The 16,406-nt window shown below is 63.1% G+C and carries 14 protein-coding genes; 5 read left to right on the plus strand and 9 right to left on the minus strand.

Going from position 1 to position 16,406, the window contains the following annotated elements:
- Nucleotides 1–31 precede the first annotated feature (31 nt).
- From ACYVNQ_RS13600 to ACYVNQ_RS13640, 9 genes are all read right to left on the minus strand, one after another.
- Complete coding sequence (locus tag ACYVNQ_RS13600) at nucleotides 32–3,142, minus strand: efflux RND transporter permease subunit (protein ID WP_460903020.1); 3,111 nt, start codon at nucleotides 3,140–3,142, stop codon at nucleotides 32–34.
- On the minus strand, nucleotides 3,139–4,269 hold the full coding sequence (locus ACYVNQ_RS13605; RefSeq protein WP_460903021.1) for an efflux RND transporter periplasmic adaptor subunit: 1,131 nt from the start codon (nucleotides 4,267–4,269) through the stop codon (nucleotides 3,139–3,141). Before ACYVNQ_RS13605 ends, ACYVNQ_RS13600 begins: the two co-directional genes overlap by 4 nt.
- Complete coding sequence (locus ACYVNQ_RS13610) at nucleotides 4,266–5,768, minus strand: efflux transporter outer membrane subunit (protein ID WP_460903022.1); 1,503 nt, start codon at nucleotides 5,766–5,768, stop codon at nucleotides 4,266–4,268. Before ACYVNQ_RS13610 ends, ACYVNQ_RS13605 begins: the two co-directional genes overlap by 4 nt.
- 99 nt (nucleotides 5,769–5,867) lie before the next feature.
- Entirely contained in the window at nucleotides 5,868–6,851 is a 984-nt protein-coding gene (locus ACYVNQ_RS13615) for a DUF6039 family protein (RefSeq protein WP_460903023.1), read from the minus strand.
- Between the two features lie 67 nt (nucleotides 6,852–6,918).
- A complete protein-coding gene (locus ACYVNQ_RS13620) occupies nucleotides 6,919–8,109 on the minus strand; it encodes an NAD(P)/FAD-dependent oxidoreductase (RefSeq protein ID WP_460903024.1) in 1,191 nt (396 codons plus the stop codon).
- Between the two features lie 54 nt (nucleotides 8,110–8,163).
- Nucleotides 8,164–9,696 (minus strand): class I adenylate-forming enzyme family protein, encoded by a 1,533-nt coding sequence (locus tag ACYVNQ_RS13625; protein ID WP_460903025.1) that lies wholly within the window; start codon nucleotides 9,694–9,696, stop codon nucleotides 8,164–8,166.
- On the minus strand, nucleotides 9,696–10,088 hold the full coding sequence (locus ACYVNQ_RS13630) for a DUF3224 domain-containing protein (protein ID WP_460903026.1): 393 nt from the start codon (nucleotides 10,086–10,088) through the stop codon (nucleotides 9,696–9,698). Before ACYVNQ_RS13630 ends, ACYVNQ_RS13625 begins: the two co-directional genes overlap by 1 nt.
- Before the next feature lie 65 nt (nucleotides 10,089–10,153).
- Nucleotides 10,154–11,050 (minus strand): DUF6039 family protein, encoded by an 897-nt coding sequence (locus tag ACYVNQ_RS13635; protein ID WP_460903027.1) that lies wholly within the window; start codon nucleotides 11,048–11,050, stop codon nucleotides 10,154–10,156.
- Between the two features lie 80 nt (nucleotides 11,051–11,130).
- Entirely contained in the window at nucleotides 11,131–11,751 is a 621-nt protein-coding gene (locus tag ACYVNQ_RS13640; RefSeq protein ID WP_460903028.1) for a DUF1697 domain-containing protein, read from the minus strand.
- 413 nt (nucleotides 11,752–12,164) lie between these two features.
- Here ACYVNQ_RS13640 and ACYVNQ_RS13645 point away from each other — a divergent pair, with 413 nt between their 5' ends.
- From ACYVNQ_RS13645 to fabD, 5 genes are all read left to right on the plus strand, one after another.
- On the plus strand, nucleotides 12,165–12,569 hold the full coding sequence (locus ACYVNQ_RS13645) for a DUF3224 domain-containing protein (protein WP_460903029.1): 405 nt from the start codon (nucleotides 12,165–12,167) through the stop codon (nucleotides 12,567–12,569).
- A 2-nt stretch (nucleotides 12,570–12,571) separates the two neighbouring features.
- Entirely contained in the window at nucleotides 12,572–13,336 is a 765-nt protein-coding gene (locus ACYVNQ_RS13650) for a 4'-phosphopantetheinyl transferase family protein (RefSeq protein ID WP_460903030.1), read from the plus strand.
- 133 nt (nucleotides 13,337–13,469) lie between these two features.
- Nucleotides 13,470–14,702: a hydroxymethylglutaryl-CoA synthase family protein gene (locus ACYVNQ_RS13655; RefSeq protein WP_460903031.1), complete on the plus strand. Its 1,233-nt coding sequence runs from the start codon at nucleotides 13,470–13,472 to the stop codon at nucleotides 14,700–14,702.
- Nucleotides 14,699–15,517, plus strand: coding sequence for an enoyl-CoA hydratase-related protein (locus tag ACYVNQ_RS13660; RefSeq protein ID WP_460903032.1), 819 nt, complete (start codon nucleotides 14,699–14,701; stop codon nucleotides 15,515–15,517). Before ACYVNQ_RS13655 ends, ACYVNQ_RS13660 begins: the two co-directional genes overlap by 4 nt.
- Nucleotides 15,514–16,401, plus strand: coding sequence for an ACP S-malonyltransferase (fabD, locus tag ACYVNQ_RS13665; RefSeq protein WP_460903033.1), 888 nt, complete (start codon nucleotides 15,514–15,516; stop codon nucleotides 16,399–16,401). Before ACYVNQ_RS13660 ends, fabD begins: the two co-directional genes overlap by 4 nt.
- The last annotated feature ends 5 nt before the right edge of the window (nucleotides 16,402–16,406 follow it).

Raw genomic sequence — 16,406 nt, forward strand, 5'->3', positions numbered from 1 at the left:
CTGCGGTAGTGGATCGGAGATTTCTATGGAGCTATTCGTTCTGCACCCTGATTGCCGGTGCAGGCTGCGGATTTTTGCGCGGCGTCTCGCGCCGCTCGCGAATGCGGCCGCGTCGATCCGCGGGTGCAGCAACGGGTGCTTTGCGTCGCGCGGCCCGCAGCAAGAACTGCTTGAAGCGGTCGACATAAATGAATACGACCGGTACGACCAGCAGGCTGAGCGCGGTCGACGTGATCAACCCGCCGATGACCGCCACGGCCATCGGGCGGCGAAAGCTGGCATCGGCCCCGAAGCCGAGCGCGATCGGCGCCATGCCCGCAGTCATGGCCACGGTGGTCATCACGATGGGTCGCGCGCGCCGGTAGCAGGCATCGAGCAGCGCCTGATGGACCGGCAGCTTGCGTTCGCGGATGCCGAGAATCGCGTATTCGACCAGCAGAATCGAGTTCTTGCTGACGACCCCCATCAGCATCAACAGGCCGAGCATCGAAGGCACACTGAGCTCGTTGCGGGTTACCAGCAGCCCGAGAAGCGCGCCGCCGATCGACAGTGGCAGGGCGGAGAGAATAGTCAGCGGTTGCAGGAAGTCGGCGAACAACAACGCGAGTACCGCATAGACACATAGAATGCCAACCGCGATGGCGGTGATGAAGCCGGTAGCCAGTTCGCTTTGCAACTCCGCGTCGCCGTCCGGAATCAGCGCAACGCTGGCCGGCAGGTTGCGCACCGCGGGCAACTGATACGCTGCGGACACCGCATCGCCCAGATGCATGCCGTCGAGATCGGCACTGACGACGATATAGCGGCGGCGGTCGCGGCGGTTGATTTCGGATGGCCCGCTGCCGACAGTCAGACTGGCGATCGACGACAGCGGCACCACGCCGTTCGCGGCCGGAATGCGCAGGTTGCCCAGTATCGACAGATCGCGCCGGTCGGCGGGCGGCAACCGCACACTGATGTCTACTTGACGGTTCTCCAGATTCAGGCGCGCCAGATGGGTGTCGAAGTCGCCACTCGTCGTGATGCGCACCACGTCGCCGATCGCGAGGGTGTTCACGCCGAGTTCGCTGGCGCGCTGCAGGTCCGGCTTTACGTTGATTTCAGGCCGCTCGAGACTGGCGGTAGAGTTGATGTTGGTCAACGTGCCGACGCCGCGCAACTGGCTCTCGAGTTCGCGCGCCGCGGCATTCAGCGCGGTATCGTCGTCGCTGGCCAGAATCAGCCGCAACTGGTCGCCGGCGCCGCTGCCGCCCACGGTGAAGCGCGCACCGGGTATGCCGGCCAGCGCGCGGCGCGCGAGCGATTCGATCGCGGTCTGATTCGGACGCGAGCCGCGTGGCGTGAGAATCAGCGTCAGTTCGGCACTGACGCCATGCACGGCGGAGAAGACATGCTCGACCCCGGGCAGTGGCACCAATGCCTTGCGCGCCGCTTCCGCGGTTGCCAGGCTCTCGCCGAACGAACTGTCGGGAGGCAGTGTCAGCGTGACCTTGGTGCTGGAGTTGTCGGTGGCCGGCACGAACCCGCTCGGTATCAGCGGCACCATCGCAAGCGAGCCGACGAAGAACAGCGCGGCTGCGGCGAGCGTCAGCTTGCGGTGTGTCAGGCACCAACGCACCGCGGCCAGGTAGCGTTGCATCAGCGCGCCGTCGCGCGGCGGCGCGTCATGCCGGCGGCCGAGCATGGCCACCGCCATCATCGGCGTCAGCACACGCGCCACCAGCAGTGATGCGAGCACCGCGATGACCGCGGTCCAGCCGAACTGCACGAAGTACAGGCCAGTCACGCCACCCATCATCGAAGTCGGCATGAATACGGCGATCAGGGCCATCGTGGTCGCAATGACAGGTAGCGCGATCTCCCTGATCGCATCTTCCACCGCCCGATGAATGGGCTTGCCGTTTTTGAGGTGCGCTTCGATGTTCTCGATTTCGACGATCGCGTCGTCGACCAGAATCCCGGTGACCACGGCGAGCGCCAGCAACGAAAGTGTGTTGAGGGAGAAGTTCAGCCACGACATCAGCGCGAACGCCGGCAGGATCGACAGCGGCAAGGCAGAGGCGGCAATCACCGTGGCACGCCAGTCGCGCAGAAACCACCAGACCACCAGCACCGCGAGGATCGCGCCTTCGTAAAGCATATGCATCGAGCCGGAATACTCGGCTTCAGTACCGGTGATCGTGCCGTCGGTGGCGAGCAGATGAAGCCCGGGGTCGTGGCTCTGCAGCTCCTTCAAGGTGCTTTTCACGTGAGCTGCGACGAGCGTCTCGTCGTAGCCTTTCGCGCGCGACACACTGAAGCCGACTACCGGCTTGCCATCCAGCAGCGCCATCTGGGTGCGCTGCGCATGGCCGTCGCTGACGGTCGCGAACTGGTTTAACCGCACCGTACGGCCGTCGCCGAGCACCAGCGGAAAGTTGGCCAGTTCGCGCGCTTCGTGAACCGTGGCGATCACGCGAATCGACTGATCGGATCCGCCGAGTTCCGCGCGCCCGCCCGACGATTGCTGCTGCATGCTGCGCAGTGCGCGCGACACGTCGGCAGCGCTGATGCCCAGCGCCGCCATCTGCGTCGGGTCGACTTCGACCTGCACCTGACGTTGTACGCCACCGATGCGATGAAACGCGCCGACACCGGGAACCGCAAGCACCGCCTTGGCGATGGTATCGTCGACGTACCAGGATAGCTCGCTCTCACTCATGCTCGACGACGATGCCGAGTAAACCAGCACGGGCTCGCCAGTCGAATTCACGGGCTCGACGATGGGCTGCTCGAGGTCGGCTGGCAACTGCGGGCGGATGCTGTCAACGGTATTCTTGCTTTCGATCAACGCGTTCGACAGATCCTTGCCGAGCTCGAACTGCACCGCGATCACGACCTTGCCGTCGGTGACCGTAGTCAGGATGTGCTTGACCGAAGCCATCGTGGCGAGCGCGTTCTCGACTTTGCGCACCACCTCGGTTTCGAGTTGCGCGGGGGCCGCGCCGGGCTGCGTCAGCGTGATTTCGACGGTCGGCAGCAGCACGTCGGGCCATGCCTGGACCGGCAGACGGTGAAAGCCGATGGCGCCCGCAAGCGCCAGTACGACGAATAGCATGATGCCCGCGATCGGATTGCGGATCGACCATGTGGCGAGATTCACGACGTGCCTCCCGTGCGTGAATCGGCAACGCGCACTACGTTGCCGTCGTTCAGGAAGCTGGCGCCTTGCACGACGACACGGCGAGAACTGTCGAGTCCCTGCACGATTTCGACTTCGTTGCCGATCCGGCGACCGACCGTGACAGGCACACGGTCCACCTTCGGCGTCGCGCTGCGGTCGTGCAGCGTCAGCACGTAACTGAAGCCGTCGCGCACGACGACACTGCCCGCCGGCACGACTAGCGCAGGCCGTTGCGCGACAACAAGCTGCCCGTTCGCGTACATCCCGGCGCGCGCGTGGCTGCCGGCCGCGATATCCGCATAGACGATGCCCAGACGCGACTTCGCATCCAGCGCTGGAGCCAGGCTGCGCACTCGCGCGTCGGCCTCGGTGCCGTCAGGCAGCCACAGATGCACGCTCTGTCCGACGCCGACCTGCGCCAGTTGCGCAGCGGTCAGTTCGCCGCGCCATTCGAGGCGGTTCTGTCTGATCAGCCGGAACAACTGCTGGCCGGCCGTGACCACCGTGCCGACGGTCGCGCTGCGGGCGCTGATCACGCCGTCGTCCGGCGCACGCACCTCAGCGTCGCGCAGCTGGATGCGCTTTTGAGCAAGCGCCGCGCGCGCATAGTCGACTTGCGCCTTGGCGGTTTGCGCCTGCGTGACGAATTGCAGCACGTCCTGCTCGCTGATCCCGCCGCTGGCGCGCAGACCGACCATACGCTGCCGGTTGAGCTCCGCCTGGGAGGCGCTCGCTTGCGCCTGGGCGAGCGAAGCCTCCAGCTGGCTGGCCTCTGCACGCAGCAGATCCGAGTTCACGCGCGCCAGAAGCTGGCCGCGCCTGACCACGTCGCCGACATCCACCTCGACTTCGGTAAGACGATAGCCACCGACTTCCGCATCGATACTCGACTCCTGCCACGCAGCGATCGCTCCAGATGTGTTGACCGTCACCGGCCAGTCCGCCTCGTGCGGCGTGGCCACGGTAACGGTAAGCGCCGGCTCGCGCTTTGCCGCCTGCGCAGGTTCGGCCGGCTTGCTCGATGCAAGCGTATAGATGCCTGCGCCGATGCCTAGCACCGCACATGCGGCCAGCATCTGTAGCGCGCGTACCTTTCGGAGAGTCATGATCGGGGTGTTTGAGTAGGGGTGTCGGGCTGCACGGCAGCGAGGCTCGGACCGTAACCGGTGGCCTTCACGAGGGCGACCCAGGCGGCGCTGCGATCGCGTGCTGCATCGATGACGCTTTCCTCGGTCACTTCGAACTGGCGCCGCGAATTTTCAAGTTCGAAACGGCTGATCGCACCGGCGTGCCAGCGCGCTTCATTGGCGGTCAGCGCGGTGCGCGCCGCGTCTTGCGCCTCGCGTGACGATACGAGACGCGCGTCGGCCGACTCTTGCTGGGCTAGCGCGTCTTCGACGTTCTGCACGGTTTCGCGCAGCTGCGCGTTGAGATTCGCCATGGCTTCGCGGTAACGGCCGCGCGCGGCCGCCACCTTGCTGCTGCCCGAGCCGCCGTCGAACAGCGTGCCGCTGATGGTCGGACCAACCGACCACGCAAGCAGGCTGACGGTTTTGCCGAGCGCGCTAATCCATTGGCCCGACAGCACCGCGTCAAGCTCGAACTTCGGCAGACGGTCGGCCTTCGCTACGCCGATGTCCGCCCACGCTGCTTCGACTTCCCGTTGGGCGGACACCACGTTCGGATGGGTGGCGAGCACCGTGGCCGGCAGCGCGAGCTGGGTAGGCGGCGGCGCCGGGATCCCGGCGCCGTCGCGCAGCGGCGCGGCGACCAGTTGCTGGACCGTTTGCAGATCGCGCCCTGACAGCGCAACCAGCGAATTCTGGTAATGCTCGCATTGCTCGGCCTGCGCGAGGCGGGCGGTGCGCGCGGTGGCGAGATTGCTGATCGCACTGGCCTCGTCGACCAGCGCGACGTTGCCGGCATTCAGGCGCTGCCGGATCAGCTTCAATTCGAGCTCGCGCGAAACGATGTCGTCGTCGCGCACCTTCAGCGAGTAGCGGCACGCACGCAGGTTCAGCACACCGCGCGCGACTTCCGCGGCAAGGGCGAGCCGCGCGCTCTGCGCATCGGCATCGCGCGCCGCGAGGCGTTTGTTGGCCTCGATCGTCGATTGCTTGACCCGCCCCCACAGATCGAGCTCCCACGTGAGACTAGGGCCGATCTGGGCACCGCTGTAAAGCAGGTCGAAATTCTGGCCAATCTGCGAGTTGCTGCCGAAGAAGCCAGAGTTATTGCCGACGCCAATTTCCGTCTTCGCACGCGTTGCGGTGCCGTTTGCGGTCAGTGTCGGCCAGCGCTGCGCAGCCGCGATGCCGACTTCGGCGCGTGCCTGATCGACCCGTGCAAGCGCCTGTTCAAGAGTTGGATTGTCGGTGAACGAAGCCTCGATCAGGGTGTCGATGGCCGGATCGTGAAGCTGCGTCCACCAGGCTTCGCCGTCCGCAGGCAGCGGTGCAGCCGATGGATCCTGTCCGGTACGGCTCCAGTGAGCGGGCGCGTCCGGGGCGCTCGCCTGGTAGGGCGGATTCACCGCACAGGCGCCCAGCAGCATCGACAGGCCCGAGATTGCCAGTACGCGGGTTGATTGGGTCAGCGAGATCATCGATTCAACGTGCTCAAGGTTCGGTCGATTTCGCGCGCGGCGAATCGAAGGGTCGCCGGCCGCACCGCGCCGCCGGCAGTGACCATCGGATTCAAGCCGTCATTGCGGCGCTTCGGCCAGCGCCGAAGCCGGCACGGCACTGCGGGTCGCGTACATGTTCCAGTGCTGCGGCGTCAGCGCGATGTCCTCGAGCGTTGCGTCGAGGAACATGCGGCTCCAGTCGCCGCCGCCCTTTTCATCGGAGATCCACTGCTTGCTGTACACGGCCGCGACCTCCGGCGTCATCGCCGCACGCATGTCGATCAGCGAGTAGTAGGCGGACAGGTCTTTCAGATGAATCAGCCAGTGAATCCGATCCGAGCGGCCGAACGCTTCCTCGTACAGGAACACCGATGCGACGCCGCGCTGGTTCACGTTGATGGTTTCCGCCACCGCGCGCGCGAACTGCCGGCCCTCGGCGCGAAACCGGAACGACAGCTGCCCGGTGCGGTGAATCACGATGCCGGCATTGGCCGAGTTCAGCAGCTGTTCGGGCGGCACCGCAGTCTGGTGCTGTGCCGGCGGCAGGATCAGACCGCCCGAGCTGGTCTCCTTGGTCACTACCGCCGGCCGGCCGTCGACAGCCGTGCCATACATGCCGTAGAACTGCGGCAACAGCACGGTTTCCGTCACGCTGCCATCGACGAAGATGCGGTCCCAGGTGCCGCCGCCTTTTTTCGCATCGATGCGCTCCTTGAAGAAGATTTCACGAAAACCGGGATCGCTGTTGCCCATCTTGACCAGCGTCTGATATGCGTCGAGGCTGGTGATGTGCATGAGCCAATGAACCACATCCTTGGTGCCGAAGGTCTCTTCGTAGACGTACACCGACGCGACGCCCACCCGCTGGCTGGTGATGTATTCACCGAGCTCGCGCGCGAACACGCGCGCTTCCGAGCGATATTCGGCCTTGGCGATCGCCTTGCGATGCACGACGAGGCCGGCATTCGCCGAATGGAGCAGCTGTTCGTACGGAATCGAGGTCTGATGAAGCGCGCACGGCACGGTGTCTTCGTGCGAAAGTGCGCTGGCATGTTGCGTCATGGCGTTCTCCTGGCAGATCGGTTGAGAATAACGGCGAACCTTGACCGGGTCGGGCGGCTCTGCCGCGTTATGGCTGCATCGCGATGTGCCGCTCCTGCAGTGCGCTTTTCAGTTCCGCGCCGGAGCGAATTCCTGCGACCACGTCGAAATAGAGTCCGGTGTAGTTGCTGTCTTGCGCGACCTTGCGCAGCAGCTCGAGCCGGCTTTCCTGCTTGTCCATCTGAGCGATGGTGAGCGTGGCGTGATAGCCGGGCAGCATCAACGCATCCCGGTCCCGCGCAAAATCGGCGAGGGCGGCGTCGAGCTGCGCGGCGTCGTCCACCTTGCCCTGAATACGTTTGATCAGCAGCTCGGCCTGCACGAACGCGTCCGTGATCCCTCTTGCGCTGATCGAATCCTTGTGATGGCCGGCGTCGCCTATCAACGCCCAACCGGGGCCCGCCGCGCGGCGAAAGAAATTGCGCTGTACGCCGGTTCCCCACAGCTTGCCGGTCTGCTGCGCGCCTTGCATCCGCTCGTAAAGAGCCGGCGCGCAGCTTTTGATCGCATCGACGTGTGCATTGAATGCATTCGAGCGAATCGCCGCAAACTGGTCCTGCCTGAAGTAGGTGGCAATGAGTACCGAGCCGTTAGTCGGTACCGCGCCTACCCATAGATCGTTGCCCTCGTACAGTTCGTAGCCGGAATCGAGACCTTCCCAGAACGAGTAGTACGCGCATGTCATCAGCGGATCTTCACGCGTTATCTCGGCGCCCGTGAGACGCGCGATGCTCGAATGCATGCCGTCGGCGCCGACCACCAGATGCGCACGTTCCTGATGAAGCGCGCCGGACCGGTCGCGCAGCATCACGCCGCCGCAGCGGCCTTCCTGCTCGATCAGCTGGGTAACCGTGCAGTGCTCGCGGAATTCCGCGCCGGCCTCCTTTGCCGCTTCGAGCAGCAGCGGGTCGAGCACATAACGCCGCGGCGCGTAGGCGCTGAGCTGTGCGTAGTCCGGACTGATGCCGCCTTCGATGACGATACCGCGGGTTTCGAAGCGGGTGCGCATCAGAGCAGGGCAGCCGGAGTCGATCACTCGCTGCAGCAATCCCCAGCGCGCCAGACGTGCACACCCGGGTTGATGAATATAGTTGGTCGACAATGTGTCGGACGGGAAGCCCGCACGGTCCAGCAACAGCACACGCAAACCCGCGCGAGCGGCGAGCATTGCCGCAGGCGAGCCCGCGACGCGAGCGCCCACCACGATCAGATCGTACATTGCCAGATCCTTTGCGTTCTGCCAGGAAGTTGTTGAACTGCTCGTTGAACTGATTTAGCGAATACCGACGTTGAGTCGTAGCTGCCGTTTCAGCACCTTGCCGTTTTGCGTACGCGGCAGCGCCGATAGCACGACGAACTCGTCCGGAAAGTGCGCGGGCGGCACGCTGCGCGCAAGGCCGTCTTTTACCGCTTGCAAGGCATCGGGTTCGCGCAGCACGACGAACGCGATGACCTTGGCATGTGCTGCGTCGATGTCGATCGACACCACCGCCGCTTCGCGCACGAGCGGATCGTCCATCAGCGTCGCTTCCATGTGGATCGACGACACCAGCTGGCCGTCGCGCGGCAACGCGTCGACCTTGCGGTCGAAGAACTCGATTTCTCCGCCGGCGTCCATCCGCACCAGATCGCCGGTGCGGTACCAGCCGTCCTTCAGAAGCAGCGCGTTGATGTCGGGTGCACCCAGAAAGAGCCGCTTGGGCGCCGCGGTACGCAGCCACAGCTCACCCACGTCGCCCGCGCGCACTTCGCGCAGATCGGGACCGACGACGCGCACTTCGGTAGCCGGCGTGGGGCGGCCCACCGAGAATGGCTTGTCGTGTGAATACGTATGGGTGAGCAGCGCCGGACTCGCCTCCGATTGCGCACAGGCGATCTGCAGTTTTGCATTGGGCATCATTGCCAGCAGCGCTGCAGCCATCGACGGGCTCAACGGCGACGAAGCCGAAGCGACGAGCTTCACCGAGGCGAGGTCGTAGCGTTCGCCGAGCCTTGCTTCGACCACTTCCTGAGCAACGCGCGGTGTGATCATGAACGCCGGGATCTGCTGCGACGCGATCAGCGTGCCCATTGTTTCGATATCGAGCGGTGAGCACAAAAGCATCGGCGCGGCCGAGGTCAGGCCGATCACCATCAGGGTCGCGCTAGTGGAGGTGCCAAGCGTCATCGGCACCAGCATGCCAGATGCGTTCGACAGTTCGCGCATCGAGTCGAGCGTGCGTCCGTATGTCAGATTGTCGTGGCTGACCAGATAGCCTTTGGCGGACCCTGTCGTGCCCGACGTATAGCGTATTTCGGCAACGCTGTCCGGCGCGATGGCCACCGCCGGTGCCGAGCTTTCGCCCCGCATCAGTTCGGCAAGCGTGAAATGCTGGCCGCCGAAACTGCGTGGCGGCTTCAGGAAAGCCGAACGGATCGCCATCGTGCATTCGCACTCGGCGAGCCTGCGCTGCATTTCCGCGTCCGCCATGTGGCCGTTCATGTGCAGTGCGGTCGCGCCGCAGCGCAGCACTGCGATATATGCGATCGCGTAATCGAGCCAGTCGAGTCCGTCGAAGATCAGCGCCACGCGCGCGCCCACCCGCAGCCCGTTCTGGTATAGACCGAGCGCAGCGGAAGCGGACCGCGCGTGCCAGTCGCGATACGACAGCGTGCCACCAGACGGTACGCGCAGCGGCGTGTGCTCGGGCAGCGTTTGCGCGCGCGCGTCGAGGAGATCCGGGATCGTCAGCGTACTGGCTGCGGCCAATGCTGCCGGCTGCATTGCGCGATTGCGCCAGCCGCTGAACGGGCTCAACAGGCGCATCACTGGCCACTCAGTTCGTAGGTCAGAATGAAATCGTGATCTGGCGTAATGCTGCCGCTGCCGCTGATTCCGCTCAGGCCACCGGTGCCCGAGCCGGGCAGGATTTTCCACGTCGCCTGGCGCTCGCCGCTGTTGGCCTCGGCATTGTGCGTCAGGATGAAGCTGCCTTCGCGGCCGTCAAGCACGCAACTGATGCGTTCCACGCCGACGTAGCTCATCACGCCCTGGTCGCCGGCGAGGCGCAGCATGATGGCCTCCAGCACGGCGGTGCCTTCGAGCTCGCCGGTGAACGCCTTGGTGGCAAGCGTGCGGGTCAGCTTGCCGCCTTCCCACTCGCCATTTTCAACTTCGTCCCACTGCGTGATCTTGAACGCGCTCTTGCGTGTAATCATGTTCTGACTCCATCTGGTTGGAATATGCCCCGGCGTGCAGGCACGACACGGTGAATTAACAGCGCTCAGCTTTGCGAGGGTACGACGGCCAGCATCACCGTATCGTGCATCGATCCGGTTTCGAACAAGCCGCCCCAGGCTAGCGGTTCGCCGCGTAGCTCGACGCGAGGTTTTGCCATCAACTCGCGCAGTGGCGCGTCGGTCGATTCGAGGTGGCGCAATGCGTGACACGCTTCGATATCGCGCAAGTGAATCAGCAGATGCAGCCGGTCCTGAGTACCCCACATTTCCTCGAACTGCGCGACCGTCGCGACACCGCCGAGCTTCCGGTTGACGTAGCTTTGCCACTCGCTCAGATAGAAGCGCGCCAGATCGCGCGATTCGTAGCGGGCTTGCAGCGTGCGCATCACGAGCGTGCCGCAGTTGGCCGAATTCAGGAATGGTGCATTGTCCGCGGCAATCTGGTGGCGAGCCGGCGGCAGGAAGCTGTGCGGATCGAGTTCGTCCATGGCTTCGCGCGCGAAGCCATGCTGTGGCACGATGACTTTCTCGCGAAAGCTGCCCTGCACGAACATGCGTTCCCAGTTACCGCCGCCGCGCGCAGGCAAGCGGTCGCCCTGGTAGATCTGCTGGAACGCCTTGTCGTGATCGACCAGATTCAGCAGGCGCCCGTAGTCGGCGGGGGACTTCATGTGCACCAGCCAATGCATCTTGCCGTGGGTGCCGAAAACTTCTTCGTAGACGAGCGTAGTCGCATCCGGCGTGAGCTTGCTGTTCATATAGCCTTGCAGCTCGAGCGCAAAGGTACGCGCTTCGTTCATATAGTCGTAGTGAACCTGCGCCTCGCGGTGAATCACCATGCCGGCATTGAGCGAATGTATGACCGCTGCGTGACTCTTCAGCTGAGCCTGAGCAGCAGAGGCAAAGCTGTGGGCGACACTGCCTGATCCATGTTCTGTCATTTCGTTTTAACCATCCGGCGTGTGCGCGGGCCGTAGAGGCCCGCGCAGTGACTGATCCCCACATGGGGCGCTTGGACTTGCTAGGCGTTGACCAGATCGAGCAGATTGCTGGTGGTGTTCCAGTTTCGCGTGGTCGCTTTGGTGCCGAGCAGGCGTTCGAAGAAGCTGTTGTTCAGTTTGGTGCGTCCATATCCGTTGGGGCAGGACACGTACACCACCTGTTTGCCAAGCGAATACTCGTCTGGAAGATAGTCGGACGATGCCGGTCTGGAAGGTTTGACGGGTTCCTTCAAAAAAGTGAAGTGCAGCTTCGTCTGATCGTAATCCTTCCAGCCGTCAGGCAAGCCGTGGAGCGCGGCCGCGATGTCCGCGCCTGTCCACGCCATCACCGCTACGTCGGGATAGCCGAAGCGACTCCCGATTTCGCGCTCGAGCATCGCTTCGACCTGCGCAGCTTTCAATTTCGAATCGACGATCAGATTGCCGCTTTGCAGATAGCTGCTGGCATTCTCGAAGCCAAGCTCGACACACATGGCAAGCAACTCTTTCATGCTCACCTTGCGATGACCGCTGACGTTGATTCCTCTAAGCAGGCATATGTAGCGCATATCAAGAAAAATACGAACGCATTGATTGAAAACCGAATGGACCTGCGCGAAACAATGCCTGCGATCAACGCTAACGATCTGCTTGCAGAGCATCCGACGCGTACTTTCCTGTCTCCACTACCGATGTCGTGTGTTGCTCATCCTGCCAACGGAGTGGAAAGAACTCCGCTCATGGCTGGCAAATTTGACAGCGACGACAAGCGTCCATTCACGAGAAGTGCAGCACGAATCCTAGCAGCAGAAATAGCACATAGTAAGTCGAACGAGCAAAGAAATTTTCGTGACGCTAGCAGTTTTGCATATGCGGTCGCACGACGAATTTAAATTTCGTTGAGAATTAAAAATGATTTGGTATACAGAACAATCTTGTTGCAGAATTCTTCGGCCGCGACAACGTGGCGATAAGAATTTCGCATTCGCATACGTCGCTGCGCAGGGCGTTTACGAACAAGCCAGGTCAATTTTGAAATGACGCTGGAAAAATTTATTGTTTACGAGGCGACGACATGAGTGAGCAGGTAATCGCAGTCCGGTCGATGCTTGACTGGGCCGAGCAGACTTTGACTGAATTCAACGATGCAATGAAGGCTGCCAACGCGACGGTCACGTACCGCTATGAGGGTGGTTTGGAAGGCAAGTCGACGGTCGGCTATTCATTGCTTTACCTGAGCGCCGCGAAGGCGTTATTCGCGGGGTACGAAGTCGTGTCAATCGAAGGCGGTGCATTGCAGGGCACGCTGGTGCTGCGCCATGACGGCGTATTCGAGAACGGCGTTGCGCAGATCAACGCGCAATTGGTGGCCGCAGCGAGCACAGGCAGCGTGGCCGCGGCTGCGGTTGCGGTCCGTATCGAAGCGGACCAGCAGGATCCGATGAAGAGCCGGCTGATTATCGAGCTGACCGGCGCCTGAGCATGGCGCGTCACCGGGTGGCATGGTGGAGCGCATCGGTTCAAACGCTGTCGGCGCATGCATTAGACGAACTCACGACGATCTGTAGCTCCGCGGAACTAGCGCGGGCTGAACGCTTTGTGTTTGCGCGCGACCGGTGCGCCTATCTGGCGGCGCACGGCTTGTTGCGCCTTGCGTTGAGCGCGTCGGTGCCGGCTTATCAGCCGGCTGAGTGGCTTTTCTCGGCTGGCGCGTATGGTCGTCCTGAACTGCATGCGCAGATGCACTCGTGCCTGCGCTTCAATCTGTCTCATTGCGCGAGCCGGGTCACGTGCGTGGTATGTGCGGAACTCGATTGCGGCGTCGACGTGGAGCCGCTTGGCCGTCATGAGGCCAGCCCTGCAATGCAGGCCAGCTGTCTTGCTCCTTCGGAGCTGGCACGTATCGATATGCTGACAGATATACAGCGGGCTGCGATGTTCATCCGATTCTGGACGTTGAAAGAAGCATTGTCCAAAGCAGTGGGAAAGGGGCTTGGCTTGCCGTTCCAGCAGCTTGCATTCGAGCTCGATCCGAAGCCGGCCGTGCGTGCGGTTCCCGCCGAAGCAGCAGGCCCATGGTGGCTTGCGCATCGGAGCACGACGGATGGCCACATAGAGAGCCTCGCGCTACGTGTAAAAGAGGGCGACGAAGTCGACTTGCTGCGGCACGAATGGGGCAATAGCGGTCCGAAGATACAGCAGGCGCATGCGATGTCCGTCCTGGCGAGACCCCTTGCAGTTGGGTGAAGTTGGGTGAAATTCAGCAGCAGGCAAGGATCTCAAGCAATAACTTCGGGTATCGACGACTGTGTTCGTCCAATTATGTATACCTAATTAGTATCTGTCCGATGATCTGAAAGAGAAGTACTTTGGAGCTTGTATGACCGTAGGAATTCAGGCTATCCATCCGTACGTCGGGCGCATGTCGCTTGGTGTGGCGGAACTCTTTGAGGCGCGCAAGCTGGACGCAGCGCGAATGTCGAACTTGCTGATGGTGCGCAAGTCGGTCAATTTACCGATCGAGGATCCCGTCACCAACGCGGTCAACGCAGCGAAGCCGTTGGTCGATGCGCTGGGCGAAGCCGAGCGCGAGGCCATCGAGCTGGTGATCGTCGGTACTGAATCGGGCCTCGACTTCGGCAAGCCGATCAGCACGTATATCGCTCACTATCTTGGTTTGTCGCGGCGTTGTCGCTCGTTTGAAGTGAAGCACGCGTGCTACGGCGGTACGGCCGCATTGCAGATGGCGCTTTCGTTCGTCAAGGCGAGTCCGCGTACCGACGTTAAGGCGCTGGTGATTGCCGCAGACGCATCGAGCATTGCTGCACGCAATACCTACTGGGAGCCATCGCAGGGCGCGGGCGCAGTCGCGATGCTGGTGAGCAACCAGCCCGACGTACTGGCGGTCGACTTCGGCGCGAATGGCTATCACAGCTTCGAGGTGATGGATACGTTGCGGCCACGCGCGGATCTCGAAGCAGGCGACAGCGATCTGTCGATTCTCTCGTATATGTCGTGTCTCGAGGCCAGTTATCAGCACTATTGCGAAGTGGTCGACGGTGTCGATCTGAGCAGTTCCTTCAGGTATCTGGTGTTTCACACGCCGTTCGCCGGCATGGTCAAGTCGGCGCACCGACGCTTGCTGAGCCACGCGGCAGGCTGGGCCGCCAGCGACATCGAAGCGCATTTCGCAACCCGCGTGGAGCCGTCGATCCGCGCCTGCCAGGTGGTCGGCAACGTGTACTCCGCATCGCTCTACCTGGCGTTGTGCTCGCTGCTCGAGCACGTCGACGAAAACGCTGCGCAACGCATCGGCATGTTTTCGTACGGATCCGGTTGCGCGTCCGAGTTCTATAGCGGGGTGATCGGTCCGGACAGCATCCAGCGCTTCCGCGCACTCGGCATGACGCAGGCGATCGCCGGCCGGCACCCGCTCCGCATGAACGACTACGAAACCATCAGCAACCTGAGCGTGCAGCGCATGTGTGGCGTGCAGGACCTCGAACCCGATCTGTCCACGTATCGGCACATCATGCAGTCGCACTTCGACGGTAGCGGACTGCTGGTGCTTGCCGGCATCAAAAACTTCCACCGCGAATACCGCTGGGCATGACTATGTCGAATGATCTGGTGCTCAACGAACGAGGCGCGAACTGGCACCGTGTGGTGCTCAACGCAGGTGCGAGCCAGAACAAGCTGTCGCCTGAGGTGGTCGATGCGTTGCGCGACGCGCTGCACGCGTGCGAAGCCGACCCTGCCGCACGCGCATTGATCATCGAGGGCTCGGCTGGCTACTTCAGTAGTGGCATGGACCTCGAGGCTGCCGCGAGCGGACTGGTAGTCAAAGGTTCCGGCGGCGAACGCTTTGCGGCGCTGCTGCGCCACATGACGCAGGCGAGCGTGATGGTGGTCAGCGTGGTCGATGGCAAGGCAAGCGGCGGCGGCGTCGGGCTCGCGGCGGCAAGCGATTATGTCCTGGCGACCCCGCGCAGCATCTTCAGCCTGCCGGAAATCCTGTGGGGGCTGGTGCCCTGTCTGATTGCGCCGTTTCTGATCCGGCGTGTCGGCTTTCAGGCCTGCCTGCGCATGACGCTGTCGACCATGCCGGTGAATGCCGAAGCCGCACTGGCCTGCGGGCTGGTCGATTCGCTGCAGGCCGATGCGCTGCCGAAGCTGCTGCAGCGCTTGCGGATGGTCGCGCCACAAGGAATCGGCCGCGCCAAGCGCTATCTGGGCCAGCTTGCGGCACTCGACGATAACGTGCTCGAGTTCGCGCAAACCGAACTGGAGCGCATTCTGTCGTCCGCCGATGTCGCGCTGCGGCTAAACGATTTTGCGCAAAACCGCCGTTTTCCGTGGGAGAGCGCGGCGCCTGCCGACACCGCGGAGCACGCTTACGGCACGCGCCAGCCGGAGGTGCGCCGATGAGCCGCGCGTGGCTGTTTCCCGGTCAGGGCACCCAGCGTCGCGGTATGGGTGCACAGGTATTCGATCTTTATCCGGGCCTCGTTGCGAGAGCCGACGACATTCTCGGCTATTCGATCCGCGAGCTATGTCTCGAAGACCCGGACGGCAAACTGGCCACCACTGAATACTGCCAGCCGGCGTTGTTCGTGGTGAACGCATTGCTGTTTCTCGACAAACGACGCCGCGAACCATGGCCGGCGTTTATCGCAGGGCATAGCCTCGGCGAATTCAGCGCGCTGTTCGCTGCGGGCAGCTTCGATTTCGAGACCGGCCTGCAAATCGTGCTGGCGCGCGCACGCTGCATGGCGAGCGCCGGCAGCGGTTCGATGCTGGCGGTGATCGGCCTCGAACTGCGGCAGCTGCAGGCGCTGATCGACGAACTGGGCATCGCCGGGCTCGACGTTGCCAACTACAACCTGCCGACCCAGACCGTGCTGGCCGGACCCGACGCGGACATCGCGGCGCTCGATGCGATGCTGGTCGAGCGTGAGCTGGCTCGTACGGTGCACCTGCACGTCGGCGGCGCTTTCCATTCGCGCTATGCGGCCGACGCAGCGGCGCAGTTCCGCGACAGGCTGCGCGGTTTCGAACTGGTCGATCCCAAACTGCCGACGCTGTCGAGTGCAACCGGGCTGCCGTATCAGCCGGGCACCGTGCGCGAGGTGCTCGAAGCTCAGATCGTGCGTCCGGTGCGCTGGGTCGACACGATGCAGTTCCTGCACGAGCGCGGCGTGACCGAGGCCACGCAGATCGGGCCGGGCCGCGTACTGGACGGTTTGTGGGAACGCTTCGAACCCGCTGCGCGCGCCCGCGCCGCTGAACCGCAGCACGTCGCCACGCACTAGGGAGT

The organism is Paraburkholderia jirisanensis (assembly GCF_054782355.1).

Excerpts from the sequence above, each read along its gene's own strand:
- ACYVNQ_RS13650 (WP_460903030.1), top strand. The coding sequence starts at position 12,572 with ATGGCGCGTCACCGGGTGGCATGGTGGAGCGCATCGGTTCAAACGCTG.
- ACYVNQ_RS13625 (WP_460903025.1), bottom strand. The coding sequence starts at position 9,696 with ATGCGCCTGTTGAGCCCGTTCAGCGGCTGGCGCAATCGCGCAATGCAG.
- ACYVNQ_RS13605 (WP_460903021.1), bottom strand. The coding sequence starts at position 4,269 with ATGACTCTCCGAAAGGTACGCGCGCTACAGATGCTGGCCGCATGTGCG.
- ACYVNQ_RS13640 (WP_460903028.1), bottom strand. The coding sequence starts at position 11,751 with ATGCTCTGCAAGCAGATCGTTAGCGTTGATCGCAGGCATTGTTTCGCG.
- ACYVNQ_RS13655 (WP_460903031.1), top strand. The coding sequence starts at position 13,470 with ATGACCGTAGGAATTCAGGCTATCCATCCGTACGTCGGGCGCATGTCG.
- ACYVNQ_RS13660 (WP_460903032.1), top strand. The coding sequence starts at position 14,699 with ATGACTATGTCGAATGATCTGGTGCTCAACGAACGAGGCGCGAACTGG.
- ACYVNQ_RS13635 (WP_460903027.1), bottom strand. The coding sequence starts at position 11,050 with ATGACAGAACATGGATCAGGCAGTGTCGCCCACAGCTTTGCCTCTGCT.
- ACYVNQ_RS13630 (WP_460903026.1), bottom strand. The coding sequence starts at position 10,088 with ATGATTACACGCAAGAGCGCGTTCAAGATCACGCAGTGGGACGAAGTT.
- ACYVNQ_RS13620 (WP_460903024.1), bottom strand. The coding sequence starts at position 8,109 with ATGTACGATCTGATCGTGGTGGGCGCTCGCGTCGCGGGCTCGCCTGCG.
- ACYVNQ_RS13615 (WP_460903023.1), bottom strand. The coding sequence starts at position 6,851 with ATGACGCAACATGCCAGCGCACTTTCGCACGAAGACACCGTGCCGTGC.
- ACYVNQ_RS13645 (WP_460903029.1), top strand. The coding sequence starts at position 12,165 with ATGAGTGAGCAGGTAATCGCAGTCCGGTCGATGCTTGACTGGGCCGAG.
- fabD (WP_460903033.1), top strand. The coding sequence starts at position 15,514 with ATGAGCCGCGCGTGGCTGTTTCCCGGTCAGGGCACCCAGCGTCGCGGT.
- ACYVNQ_RS13610 (WP_460903022.1), bottom strand. The coding sequence starts at position 5,768 with ATGATCTCGCTGACCCAATCAACCCGCGTACTGGCAATCTCGGGCCTG.